The 14,084-nt window shown below is 68.0% G+C and carries 14 protein-coding genes; 9 read left to right on the top strand and 5 right to left on the bottom strand.

Annotation, left to right across the window (positions count from 1 at the left end; translation table 11 throughout):
• Positions 1–28 precede the first annotated feature (28 nt).
• Positions 29–1,708 carry an ABC-F family ATP-binding cassette domain-containing protein gene (locus tag BC102111_RS03225; protein WP_101623557.1) on the bottom strand — a complete coding sequence of 560 codons (1,680 nt, stop codon included), beginning with the start codon at positions 1,706–1,708 and terminating at the stop codon, positions 29–31.
• A gap of 64 nt (positions 1,709–1,772) precedes the next feature.
• Positions 1,773–2,732: an EamA family transporter gene (locus BC102111_RS03220; RefSeq protein WP_205772101.1), complete on the bottom strand. Its 960-nt coding sequence runs from the start codon at positions 2,730–2,732 to the stop codon at positions 1,773–1,775.
• Positions 2,733–2,969: 237 nt separating this feature from the next.
• Here BC102111_RS03220 and BC102111_RS03215 point away from each other — a divergent pair, with 237 nt between their 5' ends.
• The 9 genes from BC102111_RS03215 (at position 2,970) to pspAB (ending at position 12,228) form a co-directional block, all read left to right on the top strand.
• Positions 2,970–3,572, top strand: coding sequence for a CGNR zinc finger domain-containing protein (locus tag BC102111_RS03215; RefSeq protein WP_040341326.1), 603 nt, complete (start codon positions 2,970–2,972; stop codon positions 3,570–3,572).
• A gap of 247 nt (positions 3,573–3,819) precedes the next feature.
• The gene (locus BC102111_RS03210) at positions 3,820–4,575 is read left to right on the top strand and encodes a response regulator transcription factor (protein WP_101623555.1); all 756 of its coding nucleotides are present in this window, start codon (positions 3,820–3,822) and stop codon (positions 4,573–4,575) included.
• Positions 4,576–4,605: 30 nt separating this feature from the next.
• Positions 4,606–6,393, top strand: a complete 1,788-nt coding sequence (locus BC102111_RS03205) for a sensor histidine kinase (protein WP_009376433.1) — start codon at positions 4,606–4,608, stop codon at positions 6,391–6,393.
• Complete coding sequence (locus tag BC102111_RS03200; RefSeq protein ID WP_101623554.1) at positions 6,390–8,588, top strand: trypsin-like peptidase domain-containing protein; 2,199 nt, start codon at positions 6,390–6,392, stop codon at positions 8,586–8,588. The genes BC102111_RS03205 and BC102111_RS03200 overlap by 4 nt, the downstream gene beginning before the upstream one ends.
• A 290-nt stretch (positions 8,589–8,878) precedes the next feature.
• Positions 8,879–9,166: a WXG100 family type VII secretion target gene (locus tag BC102111_RS03195; protein ID WP_009376435.1), complete on the top strand. Its 288-nt coding sequence runs from the start codon at positions 8,879–8,881 to the stop codon at positions 9,164–9,166.
• 314 nt (positions 9,167–9,480) lie between these two features.
• Positions 9,481–10,224 carry a PspA/IM30 family protein gene (locus BC102111_RS03190; RefSeq protein ID WP_009376436.1) on the top strand — a complete coding sequence of 248 codons (744 nt, stop codon included), beginning with the start codon at positions 9,481–9,483 and terminating at the stop codon, positions 10,222–10,224.
• On the top strand, positions 10,224–10,508 hold the full coding sequence (pspAA, locus tag BC102111_RS03185) for a PspA-associated protein PspAA (RefSeq protein ID WP_009376437.1): 285 nt from the start codon (positions 10,224–10,226) through the stop codon (positions 10,506–10,508). The genes BC102111_RS03190 and pspAA overlap by 1 nt, the downstream gene beginning before the upstream one ends.
• Before the next feature lie 145 nt (positions 10,509–10,653).
• Positions 10,654–11,565 (top strand): zinc metalloprotease HtpX, encoded by a 912-nt coding sequence (gene htpX, locus BC102111_RS03180; protein WP_101623553.1) that lies wholly within the window; start codon positions 10,654–10,656, stop codon positions 11,563–11,565.
• Between the two features lie 66 nt (positions 11,566–11,631).
• Positions 11,632–12,228 carry a PspA-associated protein PspAB gene (gene pspAB / locus BC102111_RS03175; protein ID WP_101623552.1) on the top strand — a complete coding sequence of 199 codons (597 nt, stop codon included), beginning with the start codon at positions 11,632–11,634 and terminating at the stop codon, positions 12,226–12,228.
• Positions 12,229–12,234: 6 nt separating this feature from the next.
• Here pspAB and BC102111_RS03170 read toward each other — a convergent pair whose 3' ends face one another.
• Genes BC102111_RS03170 through BC102111_RS17700 form a run of 3 tightly spaced genes read right to left on the bottom strand, consistent with a single transcriptional unit; the run spans position 12,235 to position 13,983 of the window.
• Entirely contained in the window at positions 12,235–12,873 is a 639-nt protein-coding gene (locus tag BC102111_RS03170) for a M23 family metallopeptidase (RefSeq protein WP_101623551.1), read from the bottom strand.
• 49 nt (positions 12,874–12,922) lie between these two features.
• Positions 12,923–13,141, bottom strand: a complete 219-nt coding sequence (locus BC102111_RS03165) for an RNA-binding S4 domain-containing protein (protein ID WP_009376441.1) — start codon at positions 13,139–13,141, stop codon at positions 12,923–12,925.
• Complete coding sequence (locus BC102111_RS17700) at positions 13,141–13,983, bottom strand: OadG family protein (RefSeq protein WP_101623550.1); 843 nt, start codon at positions 13,981–13,983, stop codon at positions 13,141–13,143. Before BC102111_RS17700 ends, BC102111_RS03165 begins: the two co-directional genes overlap by 1 nt.
• Positions 13,984–14,084: the final 101 nt, after the last annotated feature.

The following is a 14,084-nucleotide window of genomic DNA, read 5'->3' as shown; positions in this document are numbered from 1 at the left end:
CGGGGATCTCACCCGCGGGCATGGGACCTCACCCGCGGGCGCGGACGACGCAGCCCTCATCCCAGACCGGCTCGCTCGACTCGTAGACCTCGCCGTCGGAGCCGAAGACGAGGAACCGGTCGAAGTCCCGAGCGAACCAGCGGTCGTGGGTGACGGCGAGCACCGTCCCGTCGAAGGCGGCGAGTGCATCCTGGAGCGCCTCGGCGGAGACGAGGTCGAGGTTGTCCGTCGGCTCGTCGAGGAGGAGCAGGGTGGCCCCGGCGAGTTCGAGGAGGAGGATCTGGAACCTCGCCTGCTGCCCGCCGGAGAGCGAGTCGAAGGTCTGCTCGGCCGCCCCGGCGAGCTCGTAGCGGGCGAGCGCCCGCGACGCGGGTTCACGCGGCAGACCGCTGCGGTGCTCATCGCCGCGGTGAAGGATCTCAAGCAGGCTGCGCCCACTCAGGTCGGGCCGGCCGTGCGTCTGCGCGAACCACCCCGGGCGCACCCTCGCACCGAGCCGCACCCGCCCCTCGTGGTCGACGGCGGGGATGTCGATGTCGCTGACCGGCCGGTGCTCGGCCTCGGGGTCGGTGCCGCCGGCGGCGAGAAGGCGGAGGAAGTGGGACTTCCCCGACCCGTTCGACCCGAGCACCGCGACCCGGTCCCCGTAGTGGACCTCGAGGTCGAAGGGCAGCATGAGGCCGGTGAGCTCAAGACCGTCGGCGACGATCGCGATCTTGCCGGTCCGTCCCCCGCCGAGGCGGATGCCGAGGTTCTGCTCGCGCGGGATCGCCTCGGGCGGCCCCGCGGTTTCGAAGCGCTCGAGCCGTGTCTGCGCGGCCCGGTACCGTGAGGTCATGTCCGAGTTGTAGGCGGCTTTCTGCTTGTACATCTGGACGAGGGCGCGCAGCTTCGCGTGCTCTTCGTCCCAGCGTCTGCGCAGCTCCTCGAGCCGTTCGAAGCGGGCGGCGCGCGCCTCGTGGTAGGTGCCGAACCCGCCGGGATGGATCCATGCGGAATTCCCTGCCGCGGAGAGTTCGAGCGTGATGATCTCCGTTGCCGCCTGTGCGAGCAGCTCCCTATCGTGGGAGACGAAGAGGACGCTCTTGTCGGTCTCCCGCAGCTGGGCCTCGAGCCACCGTTTGCCCGGCACGTCGAGGAAGTTGTCGGGCTCATCGAGGATGAGGACCTCGTCGGTTCCGCGCAGCAGCGCCTCGAGGACGAGCTTCTTCTGCTCCCCGCCCGACAGTGTCGAGACGGCGCGGTCGCGGCACTTCTCGAACGGGACCCCGAGCGCCGAGGTGGTGCACGTGTCCCAGAGGACCTCGGCGTCGTAGCCGCCGGCGTCCGCCCATTCGCTCAGGGCGTTCGCGTAGGCCATCTGCACCTCGGTGGTCTCTCCGTCGGGTCCGAGCAGCCGCTGCTCGGCCCGGCGGACGACGGCCGCCGCTGTGCGGATCCGCTTCGGCGCCAACTCCTCGAGCGCCTCGGCGACGGTGTCAGCGGTGATGAACTGGCGCATGAGACCGACGGATCCGGTCCGGGAGACCGACCCGGACTCCGGGACGAGCTCACCGGTGAGGATCCGCAGCAGCGTCGTCTTCCCCGCGCCGTTGGCACCGATGAGAGCGGCCTTCGCCCCGTCGCCGAGGCGGAAGTTCACTCCCGAGAGCAGGGGACGGCCGTCGGCCAGGGTGAACGAGACGTCGCTGACTTCGATGTGGCCCATGCCCTCAAGCTATCAGCTGCGGTCTCAGCCACCTTCCGGGCGCTGAGGTCGACGCGGAATCGCCTCACACCTCGGCGAAGGCCTCCGAGCGGGCGACGACCTCACGGCTGCGGACCCGGCGGGCCAGCCGGGATTCGCCCCATTTGATGAAGACGACGCCGCCGAGGATGAACACGCCGCCGAAGAGCTGGATCGGGGCGGGCATCTCGGCGAGGAGGAGCCACGCGACTGCGACGGAGAACGGGACCTCGATGAGGTTGACGAAGGCCCCGACGGTCGCGCCGATGTAGCGCAGGCCGAGGATGCCGGTGATGTAGGCCCCGGCGGTGAAGAGGACGATGAGCGCCATCGGCAGCACCCACGAGGCCTGGACGCCGCCGAAGTCGACGTCGTGGACCGTCGCACCCCAGGGCATGACGCCGATGAGGACGACGACGCCCATGACGAGGGCACCCACGCCCATACCGAGCCCGGTCAGCGCAACCGGCGGCACGGTGATCGTGTCCTTGGCCGAGACGAGGAAGTACGAGGCGAGGCAGACCGCGGCGGCGAGCGCCATGACGACTCCGAGGATGCTGATCGAGGCGCCGCGGAGGTTGAGGACGAGGAGGAGGCCGATCATCGAGATGACGACTCCGATGAACGTCACGGTCGCCGGGCGGGTGCGGGTGCGCGCCCAGATCCAGAAGACGATGAGCATCGGCGCGGTCATCTCGAGCAGCAGGGCGACGGCGACGGTGAGGTGCTCGACGGCGACGAAGTAGAAGCCCTGCACCCCGGCCATCGAGACGAGTCCGTAAATGAGGACGGTGCGCCAGCTGCTGCGCACCTCCGCCCAGCGTCCGCGCAGCGCGATGAGGCTGGGGACGAGGAGGAGCAGGGCGGCGCCGACGAGGCGGATGAGCACGACGGCTCCGGGCGTCCACCCGACCGCGTACATCGTCTTCGCGATCGGTCCCGAGACCGCGAAGAAGAACGCCGAGGCGAGAGTGAGGACGAACCCCAGAATCACTGTGCGACTCATTCCTGACCTCCTGAAGTGTGTGTTCGCCGAGGCGGCTGACCGTTCCGTCGCAACGGATCGTCAACTGCGACTGACCGTTCCGACGTGCCGGACTGTCCCGCCGTGACGGGCGTCACTGCGGGTCAGGGGCGCATTCAGCGGTGAGTGCGAGCCCCTGTGCTGCCAGTATTCCGCAGCCGAATGAAATGAGTCAAGTGCATTTTGCTCCTTACAGGCTGTGGCACAATGGTCACCATCATGACTTTTGCCTACGACATCCGCTCGAACCTCACGATGCTCGTCGACCTCCTCAACACAGCAGGGACCATCGCCGAGGCGGGCGATGAGCTGACGACGACGGCGAACCTCCACGACTTCGCCTCCCGACACGACTTCTCGGGACCGCTGCGGGCGACGAAGAGCGACGTCGAGGAGACCCGGCGACTGCGCGACCGGTTCGATGCCGCCTTTGCGGCCGGACTCGACCCAGAGGTCGACAGCGACCGCGAGGCGCTCGAAGAGCGCATCGTCGCCGAGGTCAACCTCACCCTGCGCGAGACCGACGCCCTGCCGCAGCTCGTCCGCCACGACGACTGGGACTGGCACCTCCACGCGGTCGGCTCGAGTGCGAGCCTCGCCGATCGGGTCGCCGCCGACGTCGCGCTCGTCCTCATCGACCTCATCCGCTCCGGCGACCTCGACCGGCTCGGCCGCTGCGCGGCCGAAGACTGCCGGGCCTACCTCGCCGACCTCAGCCGCAACCGCTCGAAGCGCTTCTGCGACACCGGCAACTGCGCGAACCGCACCCACGTCGCGGCCTTCCGTGCCAGGCAGAGCGACGCCGAGCACGCGAACGGCTGAGAACCCCGCCCGCCGGGATCTCACAGCAGGACTCGACGCGGGTGCGGAAGCGACGCTCGCGCGCCTCTTTCTGTGTCCGACTTGCGCGGAGGCTGAGATTCCCCGCAATTCAACCTCCCGTTCCTGAGAGCCTGAGAGCCGAATCGGACCCGAATCGACTTTCCTGGGAATTTTTCAGTGATCGAGGTCACATTCGCGTTCAGCTGACGTTCACTCGACTCTCAGGGTGGCTCTCCACACTGGACGCATGAGCACACAGAATGACACCGACATCGAAGCGACCCTCCTCGTTGTCGACGATGAGCCCAACATCCGCGAACTCCTCTCGACGAGCCTGCGCTTCGCCGGCTTCGACGTCGTCTCCGCCGCCAACGGAGCCGAGGCCCTGCGACTGGCCGAGCAGACCAACCCCGACCTCCTCGTCCTCGACGTCATGCTGCCCGACATGGACGGCTTCACCGTCACCCGGCGCCTGCGCCAGATCGGCATGAACGCTCCCGTCGTCTTCCTCACCGCCCGCGACGACACCTCGGACAAGATCACGGGGCTGACCGTCGGCGGTGACGACTACGTGACGAAGCCGTTCAGCCTCGAAGAGGTCGTCGCCCGCATCCGCGCGGTGCTCCGCCGCACCCGCAGCCTCGAGGAGGAGGAGAACGCCGTCATCGTGGCTGGCGATCTCGAACTCGACGACGACACCCATGAGGTGCGCCGTTCGGGAATCCTCATCGACCTCTCCCCCACCGAGTTCAAACTGCTGCGCTACCTCATGCTCAACGCCAACCGCGTGCTCTCGAAGTCGCAGATCCTCGATCACGTCTGGGAGTACGACTTCGGCGGCGACACGGGCATCGTCGAGTCCTACATCTCCTACCTCCGACGCAAGATCGATGTCACCCCGGAGACCGACGCCGCAGGACACCCTGTGGAAATGGAGTGGACGCCGATGATTCAGACCAAGCGCGGTGTCGGTTACATGCTGCGCACACCGGAATCCAAGTAGTCCCCCAAGCGCGGGCGCTAGATTACTCACGTGGCACAACAATCCCGTCCCTCCCGACCGAGCTTCTGGGAGGAGTGGTCTCTGACCACCAAACTCCTCGGCATCATGATGCTCCTCATGCTCCTCGTCCTCTCCGGGACGAGCGCGTGGGTGCTGGAGAACCTCCGCGACAGTCTCATCGAACGCACTGATGAACGTCTCATCAGCGCCTCGGAGACGCTGGCGAAGCAGGCGTACCAGGACGTGTTCCAGCCGGCGCAGCTGCAGTCGACGGAGGACGGCAAGGGCGGGACCTCGGCGCCGACGACGATCGACTCGGATTCGTGGCGCCAGCTCAAGGATCTGCTCCCGGGCGGGTTCTACGTCCAGTTCTTCGACACCAAGGGCAACCCGATCAGCGACCCGGTCGCCCCGTCGCCGAAGAACCACCCGATCCTTCCCAAGGTCACCGAGGCCGACGTCTACGAGAAGGCCGGTGAGCCGTTCACGGTCGCCGGAACGAACTCGCAGTGGCGGGCACGGGCGATGAAGGTGCAGAACACTCAGGTACTCGTGACGATCGCGGTCCCCTTCGATCGCGAGATCGACAACATCAACGAGCGCGCCCGGAACACGATGATCGGCATCGGCCTGCTCGCGCTCGCGATGGTCGCCGGCATCGGGTACTGGGCGATCAACAACACCTTCCGCCCGCTGCGTGACATCGAGAAGACCGCGTCCCGGATCGCCGGCGGCGATCTCAGCCAGCGCGTGCCGACCTTCCCCCGCAACACGGAGCTCGGCCGGCTCTCGGCAGCGCTCAACACCATGCTCGGACGGATCGAGGATTCGTTCGACGGCCAGACCCGCTCGGAGAAGCGGATCCGGCAGTTCGTCTCCGACGCCTCGCACGAGCTGCGCACCCCGCTCGTGACGATCCGCGGGTACGCCGAGCTCTACCGGCAGGGCGCGATCACGAAGCCTGAGGACATCGGCCAGGCCATGGAGCGGATGGAGTCGGAGGCGAAGCGGATGGGCGTGCTCGTCGACGACCTCGTCGTCCTTGCCCGCCTCGACGAGCAGCGACCGGCGGAGATCGGACCGATCGACCTGTTCAAGGTCGTCCGCGACGCCGCCGCCGACGCCGCAGCCCAGGCCCCGGACCGGGACATCAGCTTCATCGGACTCGACGGATCCGATGCGCAGCCGGTGCCGCTTATCCGCGGCTCGGAGTCGAAGATTCGCCAGGTCATCGTCAACCTCGCCGGCAACGCCGTGCGGCACACGCCCGAGCAGGCGGCGATCGAATTCGCCGTCGGCGTCGTCGGTCTGCCGGATGACGCTGAGCGCAGGTCCAACGGCGGCGGGGACGACTCGGGCAAGCCGGGGGCGAAGGAGAAGTCCCGTGAGCGCGGTTTCGTCACCGGTGGAGTCCGCATCTTCCGCCGAGGCGACTCGAGCGGTGCCGATGCGGCCGACGCGCAGGAACCGGCGGGGATCGTCCCCAACGTCACGGCCGCAGGAACCCTGGCCGTCGACGATTCCCTGCGGGGGTTCCCCAACGGTCGGGTCCGCTTCGAGGTCCGCGACCACGGCGAGGGCATCGATCCGGAGATGGTCCCGCGGATCTTCGAGCGGTTCTACCGCCTCGACGTCTCCCGCACCCGGGACACCGGCGGATCGGGGCTCGGTCTCTCGATCGTCAAGGCGATCGTCGAGAACCATCACGGAGTCATCTCCGTCCACGAAACGCCAGGGGGCGGCGCGACCTTCCGCGTCGACCTGCCGATACCAGAGAACGAAGACAGTGCTCCAGACGCGCGAAAGGACGAGCGATGAGCAGCAACGACGGTAACACTCCCCGGAACCGGGGCAGGCACGGAGACGACGACTACCGCACGTTCCCTCGTCGCTCCTCCGAGGTCCCCCGCACCTTCCCCAGCGATTCGGTTGCCGACCGGTCGGACTCGACCTCGCCGAGGCGGGACTCCTATCCGTCGGGACCCGACACGTCCCAGCCGGGCCAGGGCTCAGGCCAGCCGACCCAGGGCCAGTCGGGTCAGGGGTCGGGGTCGTCGAGCTCCGGCTACGGCCAGGGTTCCGGACAGGCGGGCCCTCGATCCGATGAGTCGACCCGCAGCTACCCGGCGACGACCGGTTTCGGCGCCTCGGGTGGAGACGACCGGACCCGCGTCCAGCCGACCTATGTTCAGAACCCTGTGGACGGCAACGGCCGGGGCAGCGGTGCCTCCACCGGTCAGGGCGGCACGTACGGATCGAATCAGGGTGGCACGCACAACCCGTCCAGCGGCTACGGTCAGACCGGCGGCCACGGTCAGTCGGGCAACACCAGCCAGTCGGGCTACGGTCAATCGCGCGGCTACGACTCGAGCGCGCAGGGCAGCGCCACCGGCGGACACCCCTCCCCCGGCACCCCGTCGGACTCCCAGGGCCGGTCGTCGAACGCACCGGGTCAGTCATCGATCGCCCCGGGTCAGTCGTCGAATGTTTCGGGCGGCGCAGCAGCTGCGGGCTTCGGTGCCGCCGCCGGCTACGCGGCCGGACACCAGGGCTCCGGCGCCACCGGTCAGCAGGACTCAGCCGCATACGGAGCGCCTGGTCCCCACGGCTCCCAGCCGGGATCGTCCAGCGGCTACCCCGGTGCCGGAGCCTCCGGTCAGCCGGGCGCCGCAGCCGGTCAGTACGGATCCACCGGCTCAGCCCAGTACGGATCCGCCGGCTCCGGTCAGTACGGATCATCGACCGGGTCCTACGGCTCGGGCGGCCAGTACGACACGAGTGGTCAGGGCCAGTACGGCGCCTCCGGGCAGAGCCAGTATGCCTCGGCGGGCGCCAGCCCCTACGCCACCGACTCCTACGGCTCCGGAGGTCAGGGTCCGTACGGAGGCGGTCAGCAGCCTCGGCGGGAGAAGCGCGGACCGGGGTGGGGCGCGACGATCGCCATCGCCCTCATCGCCGCCCTCCTCGGCGGGGGTGCGGCGTTCGGCGGCAGCTATGCGGTGAGCGCGATGCAGGAAGGCACCGAGTCGAGGAAGGTCGCCGAGCAGACGATCGAGACGCCGGACTGGACCGAGGTCGCGAAGTCCGCATCCGAAAGCGTCGTCTCGATCCAAGCCGCCGCGAACGGTCGCGTCGTCGCCCTCGGATCGGGCTCCCTCTACGACGATCAGGGCCACGTCATCACGAACAACCACGTCGTCGCCCCCTCGGACACTCCGGGCGGCGAGCTCACGGTGACGATGAAGAACGGTGCGACGATGAAGGCCGAGATCGTCGGCCGGGATCCCTCGACCGACATCGCGATCATCAAGCTCGACCAGGTTCCCGAAGGCGTCAAGCCGCTGCCGATCGGCGATTCGAAGGCGCTGAGCGTCGGCGATCCGGTGATGGCGCTCGGCAATCCGCTGGGACTCGCCGACTCGGTGACGACCGGCATCGTCTCGGCCCTCGACCGACCCGTGACCACGGAGAACATCGGCGATGACGCGTCCTCGCAGCAGAAGGAGCTGACGATCACCAACGCGATCCAGACGGACGCGGCGATCAATCCCGGCAACTCGGGCGGCCCGCTCGTCGACGGCAACGGCAACTTCATCGGCGTCAACTCCGCTGCGGCGTCGCTCGGCCAGGGTGAGGAAGGTCAGCAGTCGGGGTCGATCGGCATCGGCTTCGCCATCCCCGCCTCGCAGGCGGTGATGATCGCCGATCAGCTCATCGCCACCGGCAAGGCTCAGCACCCGTTCCTCGGCGTCCGGCTCACCGACGGACAGATCAACACCGGTGGGATCACCCGCGCCAGCGCCAAGGTGCAGGCCGTCGAGCCGGGTTCTCCTGCCGCCAAGGCAGGGTTCCAGGACGGTGACGACGTCATCGCAGTGGGCGACACGAAGGTGACGAGCGCGATCTCGCTCCAGGCCCTCGTCCGCGCACAGCCGGTGAACACCCCGGTCGAGTTCACCATCGTCCGCGGAGGTCAGGAGCAGAAGCTCTCGGTCTCGCTCATCCTCCAGTGAGGGCTCATCCTCCAGGGAGTGCTCATCCTCCCCTGAGGAGAGCGGCCAGGGTGTGAGTCGGGTGCTCGGGTGAGGCCGGGTACCGGGTGAGGCGGACGGGTGCGATCACCTGTGTGCCAGCGCCTGGGGACAGATCCGGCACTCATGTGCTGGAAGGGTGTGGACGGTCAGGGACCGTCCACACCCTTCGTCGTCCGCCTTGCCCGCGGTCGTGGATCAGGCAACGCTGGACCCTGCCCCCACGACCATCGCCTCTCGCGGTGGCGACCATCGCAGGAGAAGGAGAAGCCATGAGTTTCGAAGTCGACGCCGAGCGCGTCTCGTCCGCAGCCACCGCCACCGCCGCCTCGTCGCAGGCCCTCGTAACGGAGTCGAACACGATGCTGCGCAACCTGCTCACGCTGCAGGAGTGCTGGAAGGGCAGCGCGGCACAGAACTTCCAGGCGGTCATCAACCAGTGGGAGGGCGCGCAGAAGCAGCTCTTCGAGTCGCTCAACTCCATCCACGGTGCCCTCGGCACCGCGGCGGCCCAGTACTCGGAGGTGGAGGCGGCGAACTCGCGGCTCTTCGCTCCGTGAGTCAGCCCACCGATCGGTGCCGGCCCCGCCGAGCGACCCCGGCCGGATGCTCCTCGGCGCACCCGGTTGCGGTCGTCCCGGGGCCCGCCCGCCCACGCTTCCTGCGCACTCTCGAGCACCGTGGCCGGGGGCTGCGCCGGGCGCGACACGCGGACCGATCTGTCCCTGTTTCCTCGTCTGCATCTGGGAAACTATCAGCCTTTATGAGTAGGCTGAAGGCGATAAGTTCACGGCGATCGAGGCCGGGAGACTCCTGGATGGGAGGTTTCCGTTCCGCGCTCGCCGGATCAGGACCAGAGCAGGAGTCGACAACGGTGAGCATCTTCCAACGAATCGCGACGATCTTCGGAGCGAAGGCGAACAAGGCCCTCGACAAGGCCGAGAACCCCAACGAAACCCTCGACTACTCGTACCAGAAGCAGCTCGAACTGCTGCAGAAGGTGCGCCGCGGCGTTGCCGACGTCGCGACCAGCCGCAAGCGCCTCGAACTGCAGATCAACCAGCTCGAGCAGCAGCAGAACAAGCTCTCCGGCCAGGCGCAGAAGGCGATGGAGATCGGACGCGAGGACCTTGCGCGCGAAGCGCTCACCCGCAAGTCCGGGCTGAGCCAGCAGATCACCGATCTCCAGACCCAGCATGAGGGTCTCCAGGGCGAGGAGCAGAAGCTCACGCTGGCCTCCCAGCGCCTCCAGGCGAAGGTCGATGCGTTCCGCACGCGCAAGGAGACCATCAAGGCGACGTACACCGCCGCCGAGGCGCAGTCGAAGATCGGCGAGGCGTTCTCCGGCATCTCCGAAGAGCTCGGCGATGTCGGCCTCGCCGTGCAGCGCGCGGAGGACAAGACCGCGGCCCTGCAGGCCCGGGCCGGTGCCGTCGACGAGCTCATCGCCTCCGGCGCCCTCGATGACGTCACCGGGACGCGGAAGGACGACATCAGCGCCCAGCTCGATGCGCTCTCGAGCGAGAACGACGTCGAGATGGAGCTCGCCCGCATGCGCGAGTCTCTTCCGGCCGGCGAGAAGAAGGACCAGAAGTCGCTCGAAGGCGAGGGCCAGTGATGATCATCCGGATCATGGGCGAGGGTCAGTTCGACGTCGCCGACGTCGATCAGGCGCTTCTGCAGAAGTACGACAACCAGGTCGAGCACGCTGTCGAATCCGGTGACACGGAGGAGGCCCGCACCGCACTGCAGGAGCTCCACGACTACGTCGTCAGCCACGGCAAGCCCGTCTCCGACGACTTCCTCGGCACGAGCGACGTCGTCGTCCCCTTCGTCGACGCCACCCTCGAGGAGATCTCCGAGCTGCTCACCGGCGAGGGGTTCATCCCCGACCCTGCCTGAGTCCGGTCCGCCCGACCGCCGAGGCTGCAGTCCGGCTCTCCGCCCCGCAGCCGCCCGGTCCATCCGACCTCGACTCCACGATTTCCGGCCCGTCGCCTGATGCCAGGTGATGGGCCGGATGCGCACAACCCAGAGAGGACCCACGATGTCGAACCGCTTCGTCAAGGACAACGGACTCACCATGCGGATGGGGTGGACGATCTTCCTCAACGGGCTCATCTACGTCGTGCTCATCCTCGCTGTCTGGTGGATGCTCGGCGGAAGCACGACCGGTGTCATCATCGCCGTGCTCGTGAGCATCGGGGCGTTCTTCTTCCAGTGGTACTTCTCCGACTCGATCGCGATGAAGGCGATGGGCGCCAGAGAGGTCTCCCCCGAGGAGGCACCCGAGCTCCACACGATGATCGACCGGCTCACGCAGCTCTCGGATTCGACGAAGCCGCGGGTGGCCGTGTCCAACTCGGCCGTGCCCAACGCCTTCGCCACCGGGCGCTCCCCCAAACGCTCGGTCGTCTGCGTGACCCGAGGCCTGCTCGAGAAGCTCGACCGAGAGGAGGTCGAGGTCGTCCTCGCCCACGAGCTCTCCCACGTCGCCCACCGTGACGTCACCGTGATGACGGTCGCCGGGGTCACCGGCGTCGTCGCCGCCCTGATGATGCGCGCCGGGTACTACATGACCCTCGGCGGACGCCGCGACAACAACGGCGGCATCCCCATCCAGTTGCTCTTCATCCTCGTCGGCGCCGTCGTCTACGGTCTCTCGTTCCTCCTCATCCGCAGCCTCTCCCGCTACCGCGAGCTCGCGGCCGATCGGGCCGCGGCCCTCCTCACGGGTCGACCCTCGGTGCTGGCCTCGGCGCTGACGAAGCTGAGCGGGGACATGAACAGGATCCCGGAAAAGGACCTGCGCGAGACCGCCTCGGCGAACCATCTCGCCCTCATCCCCGCCGCACATGGCAGCTCCGGATTCGGGGAGCTCTTCTCCACCCACCCCTCGCTCGACAAGCGGCTCGCCCAGCTGGCGAAGATCTCCGCGCAGCTCTCGAAGCCGGAATGACCGACCGCGCCCGGCTCGGGCCGCTGTCGGCTCCGGGCACCACCACCGACACCCATTAGGAGACCCATGGGCTTCTTCGACGCCATCCTCGGCCGCTCCAAGCCGAAGCGCGCCAACCTCGACGACCTCTTCGCTCTGCCGCCTGCGGCACTCACCCTGCAGGCGGCCACCGGTTTCGTCCCCACCGGTGTCGGTGCGGTCGTGTTCCGCCAGGTCGAAGGTGCGGCCTTCGATTCCGCCGAGGCAGAGAGCGTCGCGCTCATCAGCTCCGACCCGGCCGCGAGCGTGCGGCAAACGAACGACGGCTTCGGCTACACCTGGCAGGTCGTCACCGATTCCGACGCCGAGGTGGTCAACCTCGTGACGAACCTCCACGCCGTCAACGCGGCGCTGGTCAACCAGGGCTTCGACACGATGCTCCTGTGCTCGACCGTGTACTTCGCGCACTCGGACGGCAGGCGGCTGGCGCTCGTCTACCAGTACAAGCGCGGCACGTTCTACCCCTTCGCGCCGACCGGTCCCCGGCAGCGGGACAACGCGCTCGAGATCCAGGTCAAGGGCATCCTCTCCGGTGAGCTGCCCTTCGAGGACGACATGTCGCGCTGGTCCCCGCTCTGGGACGCGCCCGGACTCGACGAGACTCCCCGCGCCCTCGAGGGCTGAGCATACTCACACGGAGATGATCTCGCCGCTTCGCGGCATTCCCCCGGCGAAGCTCATCGGCACCGGTTGCGCGTTGTCGAAGTCGAGCCGATCGACAGCCTGCACGTGCACATGGGGTTCGGTGCTGTTTCCGGAGTTGCCGACCCTGGCCACCGGCTCACCGGGGGTCACGGACTGCCTGGGCACCACCATGGCGCTGTGCTGCTGCAGGTGGCAGAGGACGACGAAGGCCGAGCCGAGGGCGATGACGATGTGATTGCCTGCCAGTTCCCGCCACCCGCCGGCCAACCTGGTGCGCTGGGAGGCTGCGTAGAGCAGCGAGGGGAATCCGCGATGGGTCCGGTGATCGGCGAGGCTGTCCTCGACGACGATGATCGCCCCGTGCGCCGGTGAGCAGAGCCTGCGACCGAAGCCGGGGAAGTGCTCAGGAACCTCCGTGCGCAACAGCGCGGCGACGGTGAAGGGAGCGGATCGCCCGCCCGCATCGACGGGGACGAAGTCGATCGCATGTGCGCTGCCGAAGAGCGTGGTGCCGTGGCTGGGCACACGGTCGGCAGGGCTGTTCTGGACCAGCCACCGACCCTGGAACGGGTAGACGCAGTCGATCGCCGCACCCGACCGGTCCGACGAGGACTCAGCAGGCACGGCGATCGACTCGCTGTGCTCAGTTCGGTGCGGACGGGACCGACATTCCTCAGTCCGTCTCTGCTCGGACCTCGAAGACCTCGCCGAGCGCCTCGACACGGTCACCGGGACGGATGGTCGCTCCTCGGCGGGTCTCGACCTCGCCGTTGACGAAGACGTCACCGGCGGCGATGAGATCCTTGGCCATCGCGCCGTGTTCGGCGACGCCGTGGAGTTTGAGGAGCTGGCCGAGCCTGATCGACTCGTCACGGATCGGAACGACGTCCATCAGAAGTCGAAGCCTCCGAAGTCGCCGAAGAGTCCTCCGCCGTCACCACCGTCGCCTCCGCCGAAGAATCCGCCGCCGTCACCACCGCCGACATCGCCGCCGCCGGCGTCTTCGCCGTCGGCACCCATGCCGTCCTGGTAGCCCTCGGCGTACGAGCCGTCCCAGCCGCCGCCCATGCCGCCGAAGAGCATGGCGCCCATGAGGACACCTGGCAGCAGGCCGGAGCCGGCGTAGGAGTTGAAGTAGCCGCGGTTGTACTCGGCGTAGGCCGGGCCGGCCTCCCAGTAGGCGCGACGCGTGTGACCGTCACCGGTGACGACCTTGCGGACCGCGGGTTCGGCGCCGACGGCGACGCGCTCGGCATCGGCGGCGCACACGGGGACCGGGCGCAGCTGACCGCCGGCGGGAGCCCAGTCGATGTCCTCGACCGAAGGTCCGTGCTGCGGGTTGAAGAAGCACGGCGGGCGCCTCACGGGAAGCGGCTTGCCCTCGACGCGGGCACGCACGCACTTCGCGGCGTAGCGGCCGTCTTCGAGCGCCTCGGTGACGTGACGGATGTCAGTGGGCTCCTCGACCTTCTCGAGGGTCTCCTTCGCCACATCGTAGGAATCGAGCGCCTGCTTGTAGTCCTGCGATCCGCCGGTGTCGAGTTCGACCCCGGACGTGAGGATGTCGAGTTCGGCGACCTCTTCGCCGAATTCGGTGACGTCCTCTTCCGCAGCTTTCTTCACCTGCGCGAGCTCCGCGGCGTGGAGCTCCTTCTGACGTTTCTTCTCCTTGCGGTGGCCGATGAAGAAGATGGCCCCGAGGACGATGAGTATGAACAGGAAAACTGTTCCCACGATCTCTGCCTCCCAGATGGACGGAACACTGCCCAGTATGCCCGATGAAACTGGCAAGCGACTGAGCCGCGCCCCTATGCGCCCTCAGTCCCAGCCGCCCT

It is taken from the genome of Brevibacterium casei CIP 102111 (assembly GCF_900169275.1).
GTDB lineage: Bacteria > Actinomycetota > Actinomycetes > Actinomycetales > Brevibacteriaceae > Brevibacterium > Brevibacterium casei.
Note: the sequence above shows the minus strand (reverse complement) of the source record. Positions and strands in the feature narration are given on the sequence as shown.